Source organism: Paraburkholderia sediminicola, assembly GCF_046027355.1.
Lineage (GTDB): Bacteria > Pseudomonadota > Gammaproteobacteria > Burkholderiales > Burkholderiaceae > Paraburkholderia > Paraburkholderia sediminicola_B.
In genome coordinates this window covers 69,006-87,569 of the sequence record NZ_JAQQEK010000024.1, presented here as the reverse complement: position 1 = coordinate 87,569, position 18,564 = coordinate 69,006, and the positions used below count along the sequence as shown (strand labels likewise).

Here is an 18,564-nt window from a genome sequence, read left to right as displayed (position 1 = left end):
TCTGCACCCTCCGCGTTGTTCGTGAGTCTGCTTGTTGATGCTGCGTTTGACGGCTACGATACGTAGGCCTCGCTGCGGCGAGGTCTACGCAAACATCGGAGAACGCGCGGATGAGCGGAATTACCGAGGCGGCACTTCAGGCGAAAAGCGCTTCTGCGCCGCGGTTCTGGCGCAATGACGCGTTGCCGTTCATCGAGGTGCGTTCCATTGAAGACGGTCGCGACGTCTGCTACGCGAAACACTCGCACGAAACGTTCTCGATCGGCGCCGTTACGGGTGGACGCAGCGAGTATCTGAATCGCCACGCACGTGAGTGGATCGGCGCGGGCGTAGTCGTCATGATGAACCCCGACGACGTGCATGCGTGCAATCCGGTAGCCGACGAGCGCTGGTCTTATCGCATGATGCATGTCGATGTGGCATGGCTCACGGGCTTGCAACACGAGCTGGGTTTCAGCGAGAACCACGCGTTTCGCGCGTTCTCGCAGACCATGACCACGGACGCGGAACTGTTCGGCGGCTTAAACCGGCTGCATGCCATTCTCGTCGACAATGACGCCGACACGCTGCGCAAGCAAAGCGCGGCCATCACCTTTTTCTCCGAAGTACAAAACAGGCTGAATCCGGCGGTTTTGCCGGCTCACGACGCGAGCCGCCAGCTCACGCGCGCGGCGGAATTCATCGCTGAAAACTGCACGCAGTCGCTGAAGCTGGAGGACATTTGCGAGGCGGCCGATCTGTCCGCGTCGCATCTGATTCGCGCGTTCAAGCAGCGCTACGGCATGACGCCCCATGCTTATCTGGTCAACCGGCGTATTCAGTACAGCCGCGCGCAACTCAGGCGCGGGCGCGTGATCGCGGATGTCGCGCTCGACGCCGGTTTTGCGGACCAGGCCCACTTGCAGAGAATCTTCAAACGGCTGGTCGCGGCGACGCCGGGGCAGTATCGCAGTTGAATTCGCAAGCTGCGCTGCGTCCTCACGCTATAAGCAGATAAAGCGCACTCGCCGCGAGCAATGCCGCCATCACGCGATTGAAAAACCTCACACGCTGCGGTTTCTGCAAGTATTTGCGCAGGAACGTGCCGGCATACGCCCAACTGGCAATCGACACATAACAGATCACGAAGTACACGACGGTGAATTGCCAGACGAGCCTGCCGTCGCCGTCGGCTGCATAGGCGCCCATGCCGGCCAGCGACGCGAGCCAGGCTTTCGGATTGAGCCATTGCATCGCCGCGCCATAAGCGAAGGACGGTCCGCGAGCCGGTTTGTCAGCGCCGAGTTGGCCGTCGTCGACGGCGAGTTTGTAGGCCATGTAGAGCAGGAAGCCCACGCCCGCCCATTTGACGACAGTGATCAGGTTTGGGAAATGGGCGAGCAGTTCATGCAGTCCCAGGCCAATCAGCAGAAGCAGCACGGTGAAGCCGACTGTCGCGCCGGTGACATGCCGCATGCTCGCGGCAAACCCGTGCTGGGCGCCGGCGCTGAGCGCGACGACATTCACCGGGCCCGGAGAAATTGAGCTGGCCAGCGCGAAGGCGGCCATGGAGAGTAAAGCGGTCATCAGATGCCTCGATACGGATGCGCGCAGGATTTGCGACGGTCAACGGTATCGGGCGAAGGGGCGGGGTGTATTGAAGGAAATTGCCATGGCGGGCCCATATCGTTGCGATTCCGGGCCCCGCAACCTTAGCGCTGGGTGATGCGGCACCACTGGTAAGGGAAGACGCCTTGGCCGACATAGGCTCTGTAAGTGGTGCAGGAGCTGGCGTCGATGGTGAAGCCATGCCGCTCTAACGCGGGGCGCGCCTGTTCGATCAGTTGTGCATTCTCGCCGGCCACATCGCGCACATCGTCCTGCCGGATGTCGAGCCGGCACATCCGGTTGTCGGTAGCGTTGGGCGTCCATTGCAGGCTTGCGTGCAGGTGCAGGCGACCGATCGCGGCTTGCACCGCGTTGCAGCCCTTCGCGCCTTGAGTCAGGCCGAGAGCGTTTGCGATCTGATCCATCTTCGCTACGTTGTCGACGCGCCAGTTGTAGCGGCCTTCGATGATCGCGTATGTAGGACCGCCGCGAGAGCGCACGATGTCCGCTATGTGCTGATCGAATTGAGGCGAGAACGGAAAGCTGCCGTCGATCTGCGTGAACGCGACCGACGCGGGAAAGAACTGCACGATCCAACCCCAGGGCGGATCCCCGCCGACGATAACCGCCGTCGTGTTCTGGGGACTTTCGAGCGCGGGTACGTCGGCACGGAAAGCCGCCCTTGCCCAGTGTTCATGTCCCCATGTCTCGACACCGCCGGCCACGACGACCAAGGTTGTGACGCCAAGCAACCATGCGACGACCCGCCGTGCCGTCAGGTACGGCAAGAGCCGATTGAGCAGCAGATACGCGACGAGCGGAGTCAACGTTTCGATCGGAACGACGTAGCGATAGATGCTGAAAACGATCATCCACAGGAAGTAGCCCAACGCCACGAAGGTGACGACGTAGACCGCTCGCCAGTTCAGTCGGCGCGATGGAACCCGTCTGCGCACCAGTTCCGCGAACCGGGTAGCGGCCAGCACCCAGAACAGCACGTACACGACCGGCCAGATGATCTGATGCAGGCGCGCTTGTCCGACGCGCTTCGAATCGAGCGCAAAGATGAACGGCCAGAGAACGTATTCGAGCGCGTTTTTCGGCAGCCACGATTGATCCGCGACGCCGCTCGGCGGGGTGAGCGGATTGGGGAATATCGAGCTGAACTGCGGAAAGAACGGGTTGCCGAACGTGTGCCACATCACGGCCATCCAGTAACCGCTCGCAGCAAGCAAGCCGGCGAGCGCGCCCACGCCGAACAGGAACGCGGCGCGCACCCGTGCGAACGGCCTTGCCGGCAACAGCAGCAGCCCTGCGCATAGGGCGACGGCAAACGGCGCATTGGTCAGCTTGAGGCCCATGCCGAGGCCGACGAAGAGGCCCGCGCCGACCAGAGCCGCAGCGGCGGCCGCCGACCACTTCGTCAACCTGTCCCAAAGATGCAGGATGAGCAGCAGTGAGGCGAGCACGAACAGCGTGGTCGTGTCGTCGCCCATGGAATTGCCGAAACCGGACAGGAAATTCGCTGTCAGGATGCCCGCTGCGGCAAGCAGCAAGGGCGTGCGGTTCGCGTCTTCCGGGGCGAGTTCGGGCAGCGTTCGCCGGATGATCGACAGCAGCAGCACGAAATTGAGGCCGTGCAACGCGCCCATGATGAAGCCCACCAGCGGCGCGGGAAAAGCCCGATTCAACGCGTAGTAGAAGACATCGAGCATCGGATTGAAGTAGGTCTGCATACCGGCCGCCGCGAAGTCGGTGTGCAGCTTGTCGTTCAGGAACGCGAAGCCGTTGTACTGGTGATAGTTGAAGCCGTCCCAATTGCGGTCCTGGCCGAGGAAAAGCGACCATAGGCCGAATAGGATAGGAACCCACACGCGCGCGGCGGCTGTCAGGCGAGGGTCGTTGAGATCCCAGGACAAGGCCCGCCGCCAGAAGGAGCGGGAGCGGGCGGGGCGGTCGGTTGTGTTCATGTTTTTATCGTTGCTTGAGAAGCCAAAGCTTCATGCCGATCACATTGATGGCGAGGCCAGCCGACACGATATCGGAAGCCGGCTGCGCAAGGGAGGGCACTAAGCAGTGTTGTCTACACGGAGCCCAGAACGCAAAAAGCCCGGTCGCAAGGACCGGGCTTTTTGCTTTGAATCTTTGGTGGGGCGTGAGTGACTCGAACACTCGACCTACGGATTAAGAGTCCGCTGCTCTACCAACTGAGCTAACGCCCCCAACAGAAGCGAAATTATGCAGAAATTTTTCGGGCTTGCCAAGTCCCTTTAGCAGATTTCTTAAAAATATTTGCATCCACGGCCCAGAGGCGTTCCTCGATGGACGCGCTGTCGTGAAAAAGGCGTTGCCTGCATCGTCCCGGTATCATGTCGCGGACACCTTGCCGCACGAAGCCTCGCGCGGCTTTCGACCGGGGATTGCCATGGATGACAAAGAGATTATCGAGTTGCTCGACCGCATCCTCGCGCCGTGGGTGCGTGCGCTCACACTGACGCCGGTCAAGGTCAATGAGGAAGGTGCCACGCTGCGCCTGCCGTTTTCGGGCGGCTTGCGCCATGCGGGCGGCGTGATCTGCGGGCAGGTCTTCATGGCCGCGGCGGACACGGCGATGATCGTCGCCATTTCGGCCGCGCTCGGCGGTTTCAAGCCGATGACCACCGTCTCGCTCAATATCAATTTCATGCGCGCGGTGCGTAAGGGCGACGTGCTCATCACGGCCCGGGTGCTGCGCATGGGCCGCAATCTGGTGTTCGGCGAAGTCGAATTATTCGACGAATCCGGCAACATGGCCGTCCACGCCACCACCACCTACGCACTGCTCGACTAGAACGCGCCAGAGAGCCGCATTAGAGGAAAAACCAGGATGTTCGATCAGGTCGTATTCGCCGGCGGCGGCAATCGCTGCTGGTGGCAGGCGGGTTTCTGGGACGTGATCCAGCCGGAGTTGCGGATCCGGCCGCGCGTCATCACCGGCATTTCGGCCGGCGCCGCCACCGCCTGCATGCTCTACACGCGCGATTCCGACTGGGTCATGCGCTATTACGAAGACGCGCTGCGCCACAACACCCGCAACGCCTATTGGGGCAATCTGCTACGCGGCGAGTCGGTGTTTCCGCATTACCGCATCTACCGTCAGGCGCTGCTCGACATCTACGGCGAGAAGTTTTCGACACTCGCCGATGCGCCGGAAATCCGCATCGGCGTGTCGCATCTGCCGCGCTGGCTCGGCGCGCGCAGCGCGGTTGCCGCTGGCCTGATCGCGTACAACATCGAAAAATATGTGCGCAAGACGCTGCATCCGACGCTCGGTCAGACGCTCGGCTTTCATCCGGAGTTCGTGCGCGCGCAGGATTGCGCGAGCGTCGAGGATCTGGCGGATCTGATTTTGCAATCATCGAGTACGCCGCCTTTCACGCCGGTTCTGCGGCGCAACGGCCGGCCAGTGCTGGATGGCGGGATGGTCGATAACGTGCCGGTCGGCGCGCTCGACGCCGATGCGCCGGGCAACGTGCTGGTAATGGTCACTCGCCTTTATCCGCGGCCGCAGATGTTCGTCGTGCCGCACGGCGTGCAGCAACGGCTCTACGTGCAGCCGTCGCGCAAGGTGCCGATTTCCAGTTGGGATTACACGAGCCCCTCGCAGATGGTGCACGCGTACAACCTCGGCCGCGCCGATGGTGAGATTTTCCTCGAACGCATGCCTGATCTGCTGGAAGCCGGCGCGCACGAAGCAGCGCGATGAATTGACTGGCGGCGGCGCGGATCCAAACGGCGACAACCGCGCCGCACGAATCCGCTCGGCGCTCCGCGCGCCGTGAAGCACGGCGTTTTTAACGCCGACGGCCGCCCTGCAAAGCTTCCGGATTCGCCACGCTGGCCGTTTCGCCAGCGTCGAAGGCCAGAATATTCTTGAATGCCGCGGTGAAATACTGCTCGTAGCTTTCGCGCTCCACATAGCCGATGTGCGGCGTGCAGATCACGTTCTCCATGCGCAACAGGCTGTATCCCTGCAGAATCGGCTCGCTTTCGTAGACGTCGATCGCGACCATGCCCGGACGGTTGTGCGACAGCGCATTCACCAGCGCGTTCTCGTCGAGCAGTTCGGCCCGGCTCGTGTTCACGAGCAGCGCGGTCGGCTTCATCCGCATCAGGTCTTCCTGTTTGACGATGCCGCGCGTGTCGTCGTGCATGCGCAAGTGCAGCGACAGCACGTCGCTCTGCTCGAACAGCGCCTCGCGGCTCTCCGCCACGCCGTAACCGTCGGCGCGAGCGGCTTCGCGCGAATGCTCGCGGCCCCAGATCAGCACGTTCATGCCGAACGCCTTGCCATAGCCGGCCACCAGCCGGCCGATCTTGCCGTAACCCCAGATCCCCAGCGTCTGGCCACGCAATACCTGGCCCAAACCGAAGTTCGGCGGCAGCGCCGATGTCTTCAGGCCGGACTGCTGCCAGGCCCCTTGCTTAAGGTTTGCTACGTATTGCGGAATCCGCCGTTGGGCCGCCATGATGAGAGCCCACGTCAACTCGGCAGGCGCGAACGGTGAGCCGGTGCCTTCCAGCACGGCAATGCCGCGCTCGGTACACGCGTTCAGATCGATGTGGCTCGAGACCTTGCCGGTCTGACTGATCATGCGCAAACGCGGCAATTTATCGAGAAGTTGCGAGCTGATGCGGGTGCGTTCGCGAATCAGGACGAGGGCATCGACTTCGGACAGACGGCTTGCCAACTGGCCGAGACCGCGGACGGTGTTGTTGAAAACCTTGACCTCATGGTCGGCCAGCAATTGAAAGCAGTCGAGCTTGCGAACGGCGTCCTGGTAATCGTCGAGGATGGCAATCTTCATGGTATGTGTCTTGCGACGCACCTTGGTGGTGCGGAACGGAATGTTATGCTGACTGTCCCATCATGTGACCTAGGTCACATGCCGGTCTGGCTGAATGCCTTACCGTAGTAGCTACCGCACAGAATGGCAGCGCCACGGCAAGGCCGATTGACATCGTTTTTAACAGTTTGTTGCGTGTTGAGGCAAGCCGCTTTACAGACGGTTGCAGAAGCCCGTCGGCTGGCGTCTCCGCTCAACAGGCTGTGTAGCCCGGAACGACCTGCACAATTGTGCGTCGGGTGGCAGGAACCCGGCGTGAAGAATTGAATGCCTCTCGCATGCAGCGTCTCTGGGCTTGTACCGTTTTTCTATTGCTTTTCAAAACGGAGACAAGTCGATGAACCACCCCTCATTCGAAGGACAGCCCACTATCGAGGCGCCCGCGTGGGTCAAACACCGAAAGCTGCTCGACTGGGTCCAGCGCGTTGCCGCGAAGACCAAGCCGGATCGGATCGTCTGGTGCGACGGCTCGCAGGAGGAATACGACCGGCTTTGCGCGCAGATGGTCGAAGCAGGCACGCTCAAGAAGCTCAATCCCGCGAAACGTCCCAATTCTTATCTCGCATGGTCCGACCCGTCCGATGTGGCGCGCGTCGAAGACCGCACCTTCATCTGCTCGCAGCGCCGCGAGGACGCGGGTCCCACCAATAACTGGATCGCGCCGGCCGAAATGCGCTCGACGCTCGACGGCCTGTTCGAAGGCGCCATGCGCGGCCGCACCATGTACGTGGTGCCGTTTTCGATGGGCCCGCTTGGTTCGCCGATCGCGCATATCGGCGTCGAATTGAGCGACAGCCCGTACGTGGTCACCAACATGCGCATCATGACGCGCATGGGCCGCAAGGTGTACGACGTGCTCGGCGAAGACGGCGAGTTCGTGCCGTGCGTTCATTCGGTCGGCGCGCCGCTCGCGGCCGGCGAGAAAGACGTGCCGTGGCCGTGCAACGAAACCAAATACATCGTCCACTTCCCTGAATCGCGCGAAATCTGGAGCTACGGCTCGGGCTACGGCGGCAATGCGCTGCTGGGCAAGAAGTGCTTCGCGCTGCGCATCGCCTCGACCATGGGCCGCGACGAAGGCTGGCTCGCCGAGCATATGCTGATTCTCGGCGTGACCTCGCCGGAAGGCCGCAAGCATCATGTCGCGGCGGCGTTTCCGTCGGCATGCGGCAAGACCAACTTCGCGATGCTGATCCCGCCTGAAGGCCTGAACGGCTGGAAAATCTCCACGATCGGCGACGATATCGCCTGGATCAAACCGGGCAAGGACGGCCGCCTCTACGCGATCAATCCGGAAGCCGGCTACTTCGGCGTGGCGCCGGGCACGAGCGAAAAGACCAACTTCAACGCGATGGCCACGTTGAAGGAAAACGTGATATTCACGAACGTCGCGCTCACCGACGACGGCGACGTCTGGTGGGAAGGCATGACGGACGAAGCGCCCGCGCACCTGATCGACTGGCAAGGCAAGGACTGGACGCCGGCCAGCGCGAAGGAAAGCGGCCGCAAGGCGGCGCACCCGAACGCGCGCTTTACGGCACCGGCCTCGCAATGTCCGTCCATCGACCCCGACTGGGAAAATCCGGCGGGCGTCGCGATCGATGCATTCATCTTCGGCGGACGCCGCTCCACCACCGTGCCGCTCGTCACCGAGGCGCGCAACTGGGTGGAAGGCGTCTACATGGCGGCGACCATGGGTTCCGAAACGACAGCCGCCGCGTCCGGCCAGCAGGGCGTGGTGCGTCGCGATCCGTTCGCGATGCTGCCGTTCTGCGGCTACAACATGAGCGACTACTTCGGTCACTGGCTGAAAACGGGTGAGCGTCTGGAGCAACTGAACGCGAAGCTGCCGAAAATCTTCTGCGTCAACTGGTTCCGCAAGGGCGCGGATGGCAAGTTCGTGTGGCCGGGCTTCGGCGAGAACATGCGGGTGCTGAGCTGGATGGTCGGCCGGATCGAAGGCTCGGCTCAAGGTGAGGAACATGCGTTCGGCATGTCGCCGCACTACGAGGACATCGACTGGAGCGGGCTGAATTTCAGCCGGGAACAGTTCGAGCAGGTCATTTCCGTCGACGACGCAGCCTGGCGCGCCGAACTCGCGCTGCACTCCGAGCTGTTTGACACATTGCAGCAAGGCCTGCCGCCGGCGCTGACCGAGGCTAAACGCGCACTCGAAGGGAAACTCGCCGCCTGATCATGTGAGTGTTCACTTCGCACGAAAACCGCCTTCGGGCGGTTTTTCTTTGTGGTCTGCCCCTCCCCCGGCGATTTTTTCTAAATCCGTAATGCCGGAGCGATCGTTCCGTCTGTTCGAACAAAAAAGACAGTTCAAGCTGCACTGCAGCAGATTGTTTCCCTTCAGGGAACAATCGATGATCACGCCCCACATTGGGGAACACAGTCGCACAAATATCGACAATATTTCCGCTTTCGCGGGCAACTTCTGCACGATTTCGCGAGTCGTAGGAGAATTCCAAGTTCGCTTCACTGGTTTTCACTAATTGTCAGGAAGCAGTAACACGGCAGGAGTTGTCCTATGGATCATTTGCAGTCGATGCGAGTTTTCGTCAGAGTGGCGGATCTCGGCAGTTTTGCCCGCGCTGCGAGCGCGATGGATATTTCCAACGCAGTTGCCACCCGCCACGTTGCCGACCTCGAAGGCCGTCTAGGTACGCGGCTGCTCAATCGCACCACCCGCAGCTTGTCTCTGACCGAATCGGGTCAGGTTTATCTCGAGCGCGCGCGCCAGATTCTCGACGAACTGGAAGACGTCGAGCAGATGGTGGTCGCGCGCAATCACGAGCCCGTCGGCACGTTGCGAATCGTCGCACCGGTCGTGTTCGGGCTGCACAATCTCGCGCCCGTGCTCCAGACGTACGCGGAGCGCTATCCGAAAGTCATTCCCGATGTCACGCTCGTCGACCGCCAGGTCGATCTGGTCGAAGAAGGCTTCGACGTGGGCGTGGTGATTGCGCGGCAAATGCGCAGCGCCAGCATCGTCACCCGGCGTCTCACCACGGGCTGCATGACGGTGTGCGCCACGCCGGCGTATCTGGAGAAGCACGGCATGCCCACGCGTCCGGAGCATCTGCTCGAGCATCCGTGCTTGAGTCTGCCCTCCGAATATTGGGGCGACGAGCGCGTGTTCACTGGTCCGGAAGGCGAAGTGCGCGTGCGGCCGTCGAACGTGATCGTCGCGAACAACACGGAAATGCTGCGTCAGTTTGCGTTGCTCGGCATGGGCATCGCGATCCTGCCGAGCTATCTGATCGGCCGCGACATGACGCGTGGCCGGCTCGTGCGTCTGCTCGGCGATTACCGGTTGCCGCAGGTCGAGATCAACATTGCGTATCCGAGCCGCCGTCACTTGCCGGCAAAGGTACGTACGTTCATCGACCATCTGGTCGAGCATTTCAGCCAGACGCCGAACAGCCTGCTGGGTGAACAGTGGATCAAGGAGGACGGCCTTGGCCGGACCGCCACGACGACGGTGCTCGATTCCGCGGACCCCTTGCCGCCCGAAGCGTTCGACGGCGCTGAGCCGCTCTCGCGCCTGCTGGACAGCGAGTTATCGCCGCTGCCGAAGACGCTGGCCAAGACGACGCCTCGCACCCCCCGGCCCACAGCTTTGTCGCCGCTGTAAGTGGTGGATCGATCAAGCCGGCGAAGCCGCCGATAGGCGCTTTCCGGCGGATAAACAAAAAGGCGCGGTCACTTATGTGATCGCGCCTTTTTTTCGTGGCAAGTCGAAATGAAGCGAGCCGGAAGCGGGTCCGCTTCCGGCCACCGGTTCGAATTACGAGCCGGTCTTGCGGGCCACCGCCTTCTTGGCGGGGGCTTTCTTGGCCGCCGCGGTCTTAGCCGCCGGTGCTTTTTTCGCCGCAGCCTTCTTGGCTGCCGGCGCTGCCTTCACTGCCACCGGCGTTTCACCGTCCTCGGACTCTGATTCCGGCGCTGCGTTGGCCGCCTTCGCTGCCGCGGTCTTCGCGGCAGTCTTCGCCGACGGTTCCTTCTTCTCGAACTCGAAGCCGATCTTGCCGTCGTTCTGCTTGACGAGGAAGGCCTTGAAGTTACGCCCGGTACGCGACGACTTGAAGTTCGTCAGCAGATCCGTGCGGCCTTCTTCGAGCAGCTTGGCCATCTGTTCGCGGGCGATTTCCTGCTGCAGGATCACCTTGCCGGAACGGAAGTCGCATGTCTTCGGGTTGGCGACCGAGTTCTCGCAGACGTAGCTCATGCCGTGCTCGAACACGCGGCCCTTGCACTTCGGGCATGCGCCCACCGGTTGCTGATCGGAGAAGTCAGGCGGTTCGCCATCTTCGCCGCCCGCGTCCTGTCCGAAGTCGAATTCGAGCTTGTAGTTCTTGATCTCGTCGTCGAGCGAGAGCTTCAGGATTGCCGAGAACGGCCGGCCCATCTTGCTGCGGAAACCCGACAGCGGCCCGATCGTCTTGTTCTGCAGCAGTTCTTCGACTTCTGGAATTTCGAACTGACGTCCGCCCGGAATCTTCGAAATCGAGAACTCGCATTTCGAGCAGGCAAAGCGCCGGTAGTTTTCCTTCACCTGACCGCCGCAATTCGGACACGGCGTCTGCAACGTCGCGTAATCGCCTGGGATCGTGTCGGAATCGTACTCTTTCGCGCGCTTGACGATAGTCTGCGTCATGCGGGCGATTTCCTGCATGAACGCGTCGCGCGGCAGGTTGCCGCGTTCCATTTGCGACAGCTTGTACTCCCACTCGCCGGTCAATTCGGGCGCTGTCAGTTCCTTCACGCCGAGACCGCGCAACAGCGTCATGAGTTGGAAAGCCTTGGCGGTCGGAATCAGATCGCGGCCTTCGCGAATCAGATACTTTTCACCCAGCAAACCTTCGATGATCGCCGCACGCGTGGCCGGTGTGCCGAGCCCCTTGGCCGCCATCGCTTCGCGCAATTCGTCGTCTTCGACGAGCTTGCCCGCGCCTTCCATGGCCGACAGCAACGTAGCTTCGTTGTAGCGTGCCGGCGGTTTCGTCACCAGTTGCTGGGCGGCGATCTTATCGGTCTTGACCTTCTCGTCCTTCTGCACCGGCACGAGGTTCGCGTCTTCGCCGCTGATCTCACGTCCATAAACCTGCAACCAGCCCGGTTCGACCAGCACCTTGCCTTCGGTCTTGAAGTGATGGCCGACCACTTCCGTGATCCGCGTCGTCACCTTGAATTCGGCGGCCGGGAAAAACACCGCAAGGAAGCGCTTCACGACGAGGTCGTACAGCTTCTGTTCCGGTTCGGACAGATTCTTCGGTGCCTGCAGCGTCGGGATGATTGCGAAGTGGTCGCTGATCTTCGAGTTATCGAAGATGCGCTTGTTCGGCTTCACCCAGCCCTTGTCGAGCACCTGCTTGGCGAACGGCAGATAATTGTTGCTCTCCTTGAGCATGCCGAGCGTCTCTTTGACCGTATCCATATAGTCTTCCGGCAGCGCGCGCGCGTCGGTACGGGGATAGGTCAGCACCTTGTGCTTTTCGTACAGCGCCTGGGCGAGGCCCAGGGTGTTCTTCGCCGAGAAGCCGAAGCGGCCGTTGGCCTCGCGCTGCAAGCTGGTCAGGTCGAACAGGGCCGGCGAGAGTTGCGTGGACGGCTTCGATTCTTCGGTCACCGTGCCGATCTGCCCACGGCAGGCGGCGACGATCGTTTCGGCCGCGGGCAGTGCCCACAGACGTGAATCGCGCTTTTCCGGATCGAACTCGTCGCGCTTGAATTTCGGATCGAACCAGCGGCCTTCGTAGAAGCCGGCCGAGCAGACGAATTCCGCTTTCACTTCCCAATAGTCGCGCGGCACGAAGCGGCGAATCTTCTCTTCGCGCTCGACCACGATTGACAGCGTCGGCGTTTGCACCCGCCCGACCGTAGTCAGGAAGAAGCCGCCGCCCTTGCTGTTGAACGCGGTCATAGCCCGCGTGCCGTTGATGCCGACCAGCCAGTCCGCTTCCGAGCGGCAGCGCGCCGCATCGGCGAGCGGCTGCATTTCTTCGTCGCTGCGCAGACGGGCGAAGCCGTCGCGGATCGCGCCCGCCGTCATGGATTGCAACCACAGGCGCTGCACTGGCTGTTTGGCTTTCGCGTGTTGCGCGATCAAGCGGAAAATCAGCTCGCCTTCGCGCCCCGCGTCACATGCGTTGATCAGACGGTCGACGTCTTTGCGCTTGAGCAGCTTGGTCAGCACCTTCAGGCGCGACTCGCTCTTGGCGATCGGGTTGAGATCGAAGTGCGGCGGAATGACGGGCAGATTGGCGAAACTCCACTTGCCGCGTTTGACTTCATAGTCTTCAGGCGCGGCAATTTCCAGCAGATGGCCGACTGCCGAGGAAAGGACGTAGTCGTCGCTCTCGTAGTATTCGTCATGCTTGGTAAAGCCGCCCAAAGCGCGCGCGATGTCGTTCGCGACGGAAGGCTTTTCGGCGATGATCAGTGCTTTGGACATGACTCGATGTGAGGTTGGTAGATCCGGGTTGATGGCCTTGAGTGCGCTTCTGTTAGCGCGACCCTCGTTTGCGACCTTTGCGACCCATTAACGACCGCTTTATAGCACACGGCGCGAGACCGGCGTGTCAAGTGCGATAAAAGCGCGAAATCATAGTTGCGTGCTCAGGCATCGGGCAAGCTGCGGCAAACACCTTGTGCACCGCTCGCAACGCCCGGGCCGCTGGGCTCGCGGGCCGGCGGTCCGAATCAGGCGACAGCCAGCGCCGGCCGCAGTTTCGGCGCGCCGCTGACGCCGGGCACGGCCGTCAGATCAGACAACATCCGTTCCACAATCGCCGCCTGCGGCAAAACGGTGCCGAAAAAACGTGTCGTTACCGAGTCTTCGATCAGGATGGTCGGAAAATTCTCAACATCCAGATCCTCGAACCGGTCCGCATGGGTCTCTATATCGATCCATGCGAAACAGATTTCCGGGTGCCGGTCGGCCAGCTTGTCAAAAGCGTCTCGATACTCACGGCAGGTTCCGCACCATTCCGCGCATAGGCAGGCAACGAACAGCGTCTCGGGTTCGTTAACGCGCTCGGCGATCCGGTCTTGGTCGGTGTCGAGGTTTAGCGCGGGCATGGTGGTTCCTTGCGTACTTTTGTCAGGTGCTTTGGCGCGAATGTAGCATGGCCGATCCCGAATGGTGGTCAACTCTGATCAATGCCGGGTCAACCGTGGCTCGTCCGCATGAAGCGGCCGCCGGGCAGCACGCTTACCTGGCCTGCGAGTTCGAGTTGCAGCAAAGTGGTTTGCAGGGCTGCGTCCCCCATCTCGGTGCGGGTGGCGAGAATTTCAAGCGTGGTGGGCGAATGGCCGAGCGCGGCGAGGAGGCGCTGTGCTTCGTGATCGACCGGCGGGCAGGATGGCATGTCCCCCATCGATGCAGCAGCTGAGTCACCCGGACAAGTTTCTGCTGTCTGCGTCGCTGCCAACTCCGGCCGATCCTCCGCCGCACCGCTGGCTGCTGTCGTATTCCTTGAATCGGCGCCGCCCCAAAGAACGGCATGCGCCGAACTGGAAGCCGCTCGCGGCGCTGCCCGCCGTGCAAAGCCCAGCTCCTCCAGCACCTCATCCGGCGTTTCCACAAGCTTTGCGCCCTGCTTGATGATCCGATGACACCCGCGCGACAGCGGTGCGTGAATCGAGCCGGGCAACGCGAAGATATCGCGTCCCATCTCATTGGCGAGCCGCGCCGTGATCAGCGAACCGGAGCGCATCGCCGCTTCGACGATCACCACGCCGCTGACGAGCCCGGCGATTAAACGGTTACGCTGCGGAAAATTGGCGGCGCGCGCGGGCGTACCGAGCGGCCATTCGGAGAGAATCGCACCCTGTACCGCGATCTGCCGCGCCAGCGCGTGATGCGCCGCCGGATACACGAGGTCCGCGCCGGTACCGATCACGGCGACGGTGCCGCCGACGCCCTCCAGCCCGCCCCGATGCGCGGCGCCGTCGATGCCGAGCGCGAGCCCCGAGACGACGGTGACACCGGCCACCGACAGCTCACGCGCGAATCGCTCCGCATCTTCAACGCCTTGCGGCGTCGCGCTGCGGCTTCCCACGAGAGCCACCGCTCGCGTGTGCAACAGGCTCAACCGGCCCTTTATATATAGCAGGGGCGGTGGATCGGGCATGGTCAGCAGCGCCGGCGGATAAGCGGGGTCGTCGAGTGTCACGACCTGATTGCCGGGTTGCTCGCGCCACGCGATCACCGCGTCCAGCTGGGCGTCGAATTCGGGACCCGTCGGCGCCAGTGCCGCGCGTGCCGCGGCTTCACCGGCAATCTCGGCGAGCGCCTCGGGCGTTTGATCGAAAATCGTTTTTGGCAATCCCAAAGCGCCCAGCAGCAAGCGCAGCGCAGCGGGTTTCAGCCCCGGCGCGAGCGCAAGCCGCAGCCATGCGGCGAGTTCAATATCGGTTGCGGGCAAGGTGTGCATTGCGTGTCGATCCTCCTGCAGGGCCAGCGGGCAGGCGGGCGCCATGCTAAAATTTTCATCATCCGAAATAACTGCAGCGCCGCGCCTACCCGCGCGGGCTCGTCGTTTAGCGCACGGAGCGCGTTGAATCGAACCGGTTCGACACCATCTATCCTCTGCGTAACGCGACGGGCTCACAACCTGGCCGAAAGGCCAACGCGAGCCTTCCACCGGTCAGCGGCGCCCGAAATTCACACTCGAGATCATGGCTTTACTGAACATCCTCAATTACCCGGACAAACGGCTGCACAAAATCGCGAAGCCGGTCGAAGCGGTCAACGACCGCATCCGCCGCCTCGTCAAGGACATGGCCGAAACCATGTACGCCGCGCCGGGCGTCGGCCTTGCCGCGACCCAGGTGGACGTGCACGAACGCGTGATCACGATCGACGTGTCGGACGACCACAACGAACTGCTCGCCTTCATCAACCCCGAAATCATCTGGTCGAGCGACGAAAGGAAGCTTTCGGAAGAGGGGTGTCTCTCGGTGCCGGGCATTTACGACAATGTCGAGCGCGCCGAGAAAGTGCGCGTGCGGGCGCTCAACGAGAAGGGCGAAACCTTCGAGATGGACTGCGAAGGCCTGCTCGCGGTGTGCATCCAGCACGAAATGGATCACCTGATGGGCCGCGTATTCGTCGAGTACCTGTCGTCGCTGAAGCAGACGCGCATCAAGAGCAAGATGAAGAAGCTCGCCCACGCGATGTAATGCGCGTTCACCTCGCCTACCGCTCCCGTTCATGAGTCATTCGTTGCGCGTTGTCTTTGCCGGTACGCCGGAGTTCGCCGCGGCCGCGCTGGCCGCGATCCACGGCGCCGGTTTCCCGGTGCCGCTCGTGCTGACCCAGCCGGACCGGCCCGCCGGGCGCGGCATGAAATTGCAGGCGAGCCCGGTCAAGCGCTACGCGCAGGAGCACGGTCTGGCCGTCGCCCAGCCACCTTCGCTGCGCCGCGCCGGTAAATATCCGGCCGAAGCCGCCGCCGCGATCGATCAACTGCGCGCCACGCCGCACGACGTCATGGTCGTAGCCGCTTACGGCCTCATCCTGCCGCAGGAAGTGCTCGATATTGCGCCGCTTGGGTGCATCAACATTCACGCGTCGTTGTTGCCACGCTGGCGCGGCGCCGCGCCGATTCATCGCGCGATTGAAGCGGGCGACGCCGAAACCGGCATCACGCTGATGCAGATGGATGTCGGCCTCGACACCGGCGCGATGATTTCCGAAACGCGCACCGCGATTTCCGTCGACGACACGACAGCCACGTTGCACGACCGTCTCGCGCAAGACGGCGCGAAGCTGATCGTCGAGGCGCTGATCGAACTCGAGCGCGCCGGCAAACTGGCGGCAACGCCCCAACCCGCGGACGGCGTGACCTACGCCGAAAAGATCGGCAAGCACGAAGCCGCGCTCGACTGGCGCCGCCCGGCGGCGGTACTCGCGCGCCAGGTGCGCGCGTTCGACCCGTTCCCTGGTGGCGTCGGCACGCTTGAAGACGGCACGTCGATCAAGCTCTGGGCCGCGGTTCCCACTGAAGCGCAAGCCAACAGCGCACCCGGCACGATCACCGACGTCTCTCCCGAAGGCGTAGTCGTAGCCTGTGGCGAAGGCGCGCTGCGTCTCACGCAATTGCAGAAACCGGGCGGCAAACGCCTGCCGGTACGCGAATTCCTGGCCGGCTCGACGCTGGCTGTGGGGCAGCGCTTTCAACTTCCCGAAGCAAAGTAGCACCGCTGCTTGTGGCTTGAACATCGTCCATTCGGCCGATGTTCGAGACCCCGCTGGACAGGCCTGCCGCGCGTTAGAATCCTCCATGCAACAGCCCCGGATTTAGAGGATTCACATGTTCGGCATTACCCATTTCGAGTTTTTCGTCGTCGCGGTCTTTCTTCTGAACGTGACGCCCGGTCCCGATACGGCTTACATCGTCGGGCGAAGTGTCGCTCAAGGCCGTGGCGCGGGTCTCATGTCGGCGCTTGGCATTTCCGCCGGCTGCTGCGTTCACTCGCTGGCCTGCGCGTTCGGCTTGACCGCGCTGCTGGCCGCGTCGGCCACCGCGTTCACGGTTATCAAGTTCGTCGGCGCTATTTATCTGATGTATCTCGGCGTGCGCTTGCTCTTCGCCAAGCCGGTCGCCGATCAGGCTGCGGGCGAAGCGCGCGCGGCCGGGGCGCCCAAATCCCTGCGCCAGCTTTTCCTGCACGGTTTCTGGACCAACGTGCTGAACCCCAAGGTGGTACTGTTTTTCGTGTCGTTCTTCCCGCAATTCGTGACGACCGGCAGCGACCACAAAGCGCTTGCCTTCCTCACGCTGGGCGCGGTGTTCGTCGTGATGAGCATGCTCTGGAACAGTTTTGTCGCGTGGATCGCGGGCAGTGTGACGCGGCGCTTCTCGGGCCAGCCGTCGGTGAAGAAGTGGCTGGATCGCGGTGTCGGCGGTGCTTTTGTCGGCTTGGGTCTCAAGCTCGCCACCGCATCAAGATGATTGAATTTTCCTTGCGCGCCCATATCTAACATTTCGCTTACAATCGGGCGCCGCGATCACGCGGCGCAGATATGAACCCGCGTTAGGGCAAGGAGTGGCAGACATGTTCAATTGGGTCAAAACCGCGATGTTGATGGCCGCGATCACGGCCCTTTTCATCGTGATCGGCGGGATGATCGGCGGGTCGCGCGGCATGACGATCGCGCTCGTGATCGCCCTTGGGATGAATTTCTTTTCGTACTGGTTCTCGGACAAGATGGTCCTGCGTATGTACAACGCGCAGGAAGTCGACGAAACCAGTGCGCCGCAGTTCTACCGCATGGTGCGCGAGCTCTCCACGCGCGCCGGCCTGCCCATGCCGCGCGTCTACCTGATCAACGAAGACGCGCCGAACGCGTTCGCCACCGGCCGCAATCCGGAGCATGCGGCGGTCGCCGCTACCACCGGCATTCTGCGCGTGCTGTCCGAGCGCGAAATGCGCGGGGTCATGGCGCACGAGCTCTCGCATGTGAAGCATCGCGACATTCTGATCTCGACCATTTCGGCCACCATGGCCGGCGCCATTTCCGCGCTGGCGAACTTCGCGATGTTCTTCGGCAGCCGCGACGAAAACGGCCGTTCCACGAACCCGATCGCAGGCATCGCCGTCGCGCTGCTGGCGCCGATCGCCGGTGCGTTGATCCAGATGGCGATTTCACGCGCACGTGAATTCGAAGCCGACCGCGGCGGCGCGCAGATTTCCGGCGACCCGCAAGCGCTCGCTTCGGCGCTCGACAAGATCCATCGTTACGCGAGCGGGATTCCGTTCCCCACGGCCGAGCAGCATCCGGCCACCGCGCAAATGATGATCATGAATCCGCTGTCGGGCGGCGGCATCGCGAATCTGTTCTCCACGCACCCGGCCACCGAAGAGCGCATCGCGCGTTTGATGGAAATGGCGCGTACGGGGCGCTTCGAATAACGCTGCGCGGCACTTATGCGACGTGAGGAAAGGCGAGTCCGTGGGCTCGCCTTTTTTATTCCGGCGCAACGGAGCGTGAGCGAGCGATGACGCTGCCTGATGACGTGAACATCAATCTCTTCACCGGCGTCTGAAGGTCCGCGTCGGATCGTTGACCTGC

Annotated in this window: 15 protein-coding genes and 1 tRNA gene; 9 read left to right on the top strand and 7 right to left on the bottom strand. The window is 62.3% G+C overall.

The features are described 5' to 3' along the window. Positions 1–110: 110 nt before the first annotated feature. Positions 111–956: an AraC family transcriptional regulator gene (locus tag PQR42_RS32315; protein ID WP_408212300.1), complete on the top strand. Its 846-nt coding sequence runs from the start codon at positions 111–113 to the stop codon at positions 954–956. Between the two features lie 22 nt (positions 957–978). On the opposite strand, the gene PQR42_RS32310 is transcribed toward PQR42_RS32315, so the two are convergent. The 3 genes from PQR42_RS32310 to PQR42_RS32300 form a co-directional block, all read right to left on the bottom strand. Continuing rightward, a complete protein-coding gene (locus PQR42_RS32310; protein WP_408212303.1) occupies positions 979–1,566 on the bottom strand; it encodes a LysE family translocator in 588 nt (195 codons plus the stop codon). A gap of 125 nt (positions 1,567–1,691) precedes the next feature. Further along, positions 1,692–3,557 (bottom strand): hypothetical protein, encoded by a 1,866-nt coding sequence (locus tag PQR42_RS32305; protein WP_408383781.1) that lies wholly within the window; start codon positions 3,555–3,557, stop codon positions 1,692–1,694. 176 nt (positions 3,558–3,733) lie between these two features. Beyond that, a tRNA-Lys gene (locus tag PQR42_RS32300) sits at positions 3,734–3,809 on the bottom strand. Positions 3,810–4,012: 203 nt separating this feature from the next. Here PQR42_RS32300 and PQR42_RS32295 point away from each other — a divergent pair. Together PQR42_RS32295 and PQR42_RS32290 are read left to right on the top strand one after the other, a co-directional pair. Further along, entirely contained in the window at positions 4,013–4,417 is a 405-nt protein-coding gene (locus PQR42_RS32295; protein ID WP_408212307.1) for a PaaI family thioesterase, read from the top strand. Between the two features lie 36 nt (positions 4,418–4,453). Further along, on the top strand, positions 4,454–5,332 hold the full coding sequence (locus PQR42_RS32290; protein WP_408383779.1) for a patatin-like phospholipase family protein: 879 nt from the start codon (positions 4,454–4,456) through the stop codon (positions 5,330–5,332). An 88-nt stretch (positions 5,333–5,420) separates the two neighbouring features. Here PQR42_RS32290 and PQR42_RS32285 read toward each other — a convergent pair whose 3' ends face one another. Next, positions 5,421–6,434, bottom strand: a complete 1,014-nt coding sequence (locus PQR42_RS32285; protein ID WP_408212313.1) for a D-2-hydroxyacid dehydrogenase family protein — start codon at positions 6,432–6,434, stop codon at positions 5,421–5,423. 376 nt (positions 6,435–6,810) lie between these two features. On the opposite strand from PQR42_RS32285, the gene PQR42_RS32280 reads away from it, so the two are divergent. Further along, positions 6,811–8,667 (top strand): phosphoenolpyruvate carboxykinase (GTP), encoded by a 1,857-nt coding sequence (locus PQR42_RS32280; RefSeq protein ID WP_408494431.1) that lies wholly within the window; start codon positions 6,811–6,813, stop codon positions 8,665–8,667. Positions 8,668–9,009: 342 nt separating this feature from the next. Continuing rightward, entirely contained in the window at positions 9,010–10,116 is a 1,107-nt protein-coding gene (gene gvmR, locus PQR42_RS32275) for a transcriptional regulator GvmR (RefSeq protein WP_408212318.1), read from the top strand. Positions 10,117–10,269: 153 nt separating this feature from the next. On the opposite strand, the gene PQR42_RS32270 is transcribed toward gvmR, so the two are convergent. The 3 genes from PQR42_RS32270 to dprA all read right to left on the bottom strand — a co-directional run bounded on the left by PQR42_RS32270 (position 10,270) and on the right by dprA (position 14,920). Continuing rightward, positions 10,270–12,936, bottom strand: a complete 2,667-nt coding sequence (locus tag PQR42_RS32270; protein ID WP_408383777.1) for a DNA topoisomerase III — start codon at positions 12,934–12,936, stop codon at positions 10,270–10,272. 248 nt (positions 12,937–13,184) lie between these two features. Continuing rightward, a complete protein-coding gene (locus PQR42_RS32265; protein ID WP_408212324.1) occupies positions 13,185–13,562 on the bottom strand; it encodes a thioredoxin family protein in 378 nt (125 codons plus the stop codon). A gap of 89 nt (positions 13,563–13,651) precedes the next feature. Beyond that, positions 13,652–14,920: a DNA-processing protein DprA gene (gene dprA / locus PQR42_RS32260; protein ID WP_408383774.1), complete on the bottom strand. Its 1,269-nt coding sequence runs from the start codon at positions 14,918–14,920 to the stop codon at positions 13,652–13,654. Between the two features lie 244 nt (positions 14,921–15,164). Here dprA and def point away from each other — a divergent pair, with 244 nt between their 5' ends. From def to htpX, 4 genes are all read left to right on the top strand, one after another. After that, a complete protein-coding gene (gene def, locus PQR42_RS32255; protein ID WP_012431379.1) occupies positions 15,165–15,668 on the top strand; it encodes a peptide deformylase in 504 nt (167 codons plus the stop codon). Positions 15,669–15,699: 31 nt separating this feature from the next. Then, positions 15,700–16,686 carry a methionyl-tRNA formyltransferase gene (gene fmt, locus PQR42_RS32250; RefSeq protein WP_408383772.1) on the top strand — a complete coding sequence of 329 codons (987 nt, stop codon included), beginning with the start codon at positions 15,700–15,702 and terminating at the stop codon, positions 16,684–16,686. A gap of 115 nt (positions 16,687–16,801) precedes the next feature. After that, positions 16,802–17,443, top strand: a complete 642-nt coding sequence (locus tag PQR42_RS32245) for a LysE family translocator (protein WP_408383770.1) — start codon at positions 16,802–16,804, stop codon at positions 17,441–17,443. A gap of 103 nt (positions 17,444–17,546) precedes the next feature. Next, positions 17,547–18,404, top strand: a complete 858-nt coding sequence (htpX, locus tag PQR42_RS32240; protein WP_012431382.1) for a zinc metalloprotease HtpX — start codon at positions 17,547–17,549, stop codon at positions 18,402–18,404. Positions 18,405–18,564 lie beyond the last annotated feature (160 nt).

What these genes read in the sequence shown, in the direction of transcription:
- PQR42_RS32315 (WP_408212300.1), top strand. Translation starts at nt 111, where the DNA reads ATGAGCGGAATTACCGAGGCGGCACTTCAGGCGAAAAGCGCTTCTGCG.
- PQR42_RS32310 (WP_408212303.1), bottom strand. Translation starts at nt 1,566, where the DNA reads ATGACCGCTTTACTCTCCATGGCCGCCTTCGCGCTGGCCAGCTCAATT.
- PQR42_RS32305 (WP_408383781.1), bottom strand. Translation starts at nt 3,557, where the DNA reads ATGAACACAACCGACCGCCCCGCCCGCTCCCGCTCCTTCTGGCGGCGG.
- PQR42_RS32295 (WP_408212307.1), top strand. Translation starts at nt 4,013, where the DNA reads ATGGATGACAAAGAGATTATCGAGTTGCTCGACCGCATCCTCGCGCCG.
- PQR42_RS32290 (WP_408383779.1), top strand. Translation starts at nt 4,454, where the DNA reads ATGTTCGATCAGGTCGTATTCGCCGGCGGCGGCAATCGCTGCTGGTGG.
- PQR42_RS32285 (WP_408212313.1), bottom strand. Translation starts at nt 6,434, where the DNA reads ATGAAGATTGCCATCCTCGACGATTACCAGGACGCCGTTCGCAAGCTC.
- PQR42_RS32280 (WP_408494431.1), top strand. Translation starts at nt 6,811, where the DNA reads ATGAACCACCCCTCATTCGAAGGACAGCCCACTATCGAGGCGCCCGCG.
- gvmR (WP_408212318.1), top strand. Translation starts at nt 9,010, where the DNA reads ATGGATCATTTGCAGTCGATGCGAGTTTTCGTCAGAGTGGCGGATCTC.
- PQR42_RS32270 (WP_408383777.1), bottom strand. Translation starts at nt 12,936, where the DNA reads ATGTCCAAAGCACTGATCATCGCCGAAAAGCCTTCCGTCGCGAACGAC.
- PQR42_RS32265 (WP_408212324.1), bottom strand. Translation starts at nt 13,562, where the DNA reads ATGCCCGCGCTAAACCTCGACACCGACCAAGACCGGATCGCCGAGCGC.
- dprA (WP_408383774.1), bottom strand. Translation starts at nt 14,920, where the DNA reads ATGCACACCTTGCCCGCAACCGATATTGAACTCGCCGCATGGCTGCGG.
- def (WP_012431379.1), top strand. Translation starts at nt 15,165, where the DNA reads ATGGCTTTACTGAACATCCTCAATTACCCGGACAAACGGCTGCACAAA.
- fmt (WP_408383772.1), top strand. Translation starts at nt 15,700, where the DNA reads ATGAGTCATTCGTTGCGCGTTGTCTTTGCCGGTACGCCGGAGTTCGCC.
- PQR42_RS32245 (WP_408383770.1), top strand. Translation starts at nt 16,802, where the DNA reads ATGTTCGGCATTACCCATTTCGAGTTTTTCGTCGTCGCGGTCTTTCTT.
- htpX (WP_012431382.1), top strand. Translation starts at nt 17,547, where the DNA reads ATGTTCAATTGGGTCAAAACCGCGATGTTGATGGCCGCGATCACGGCC.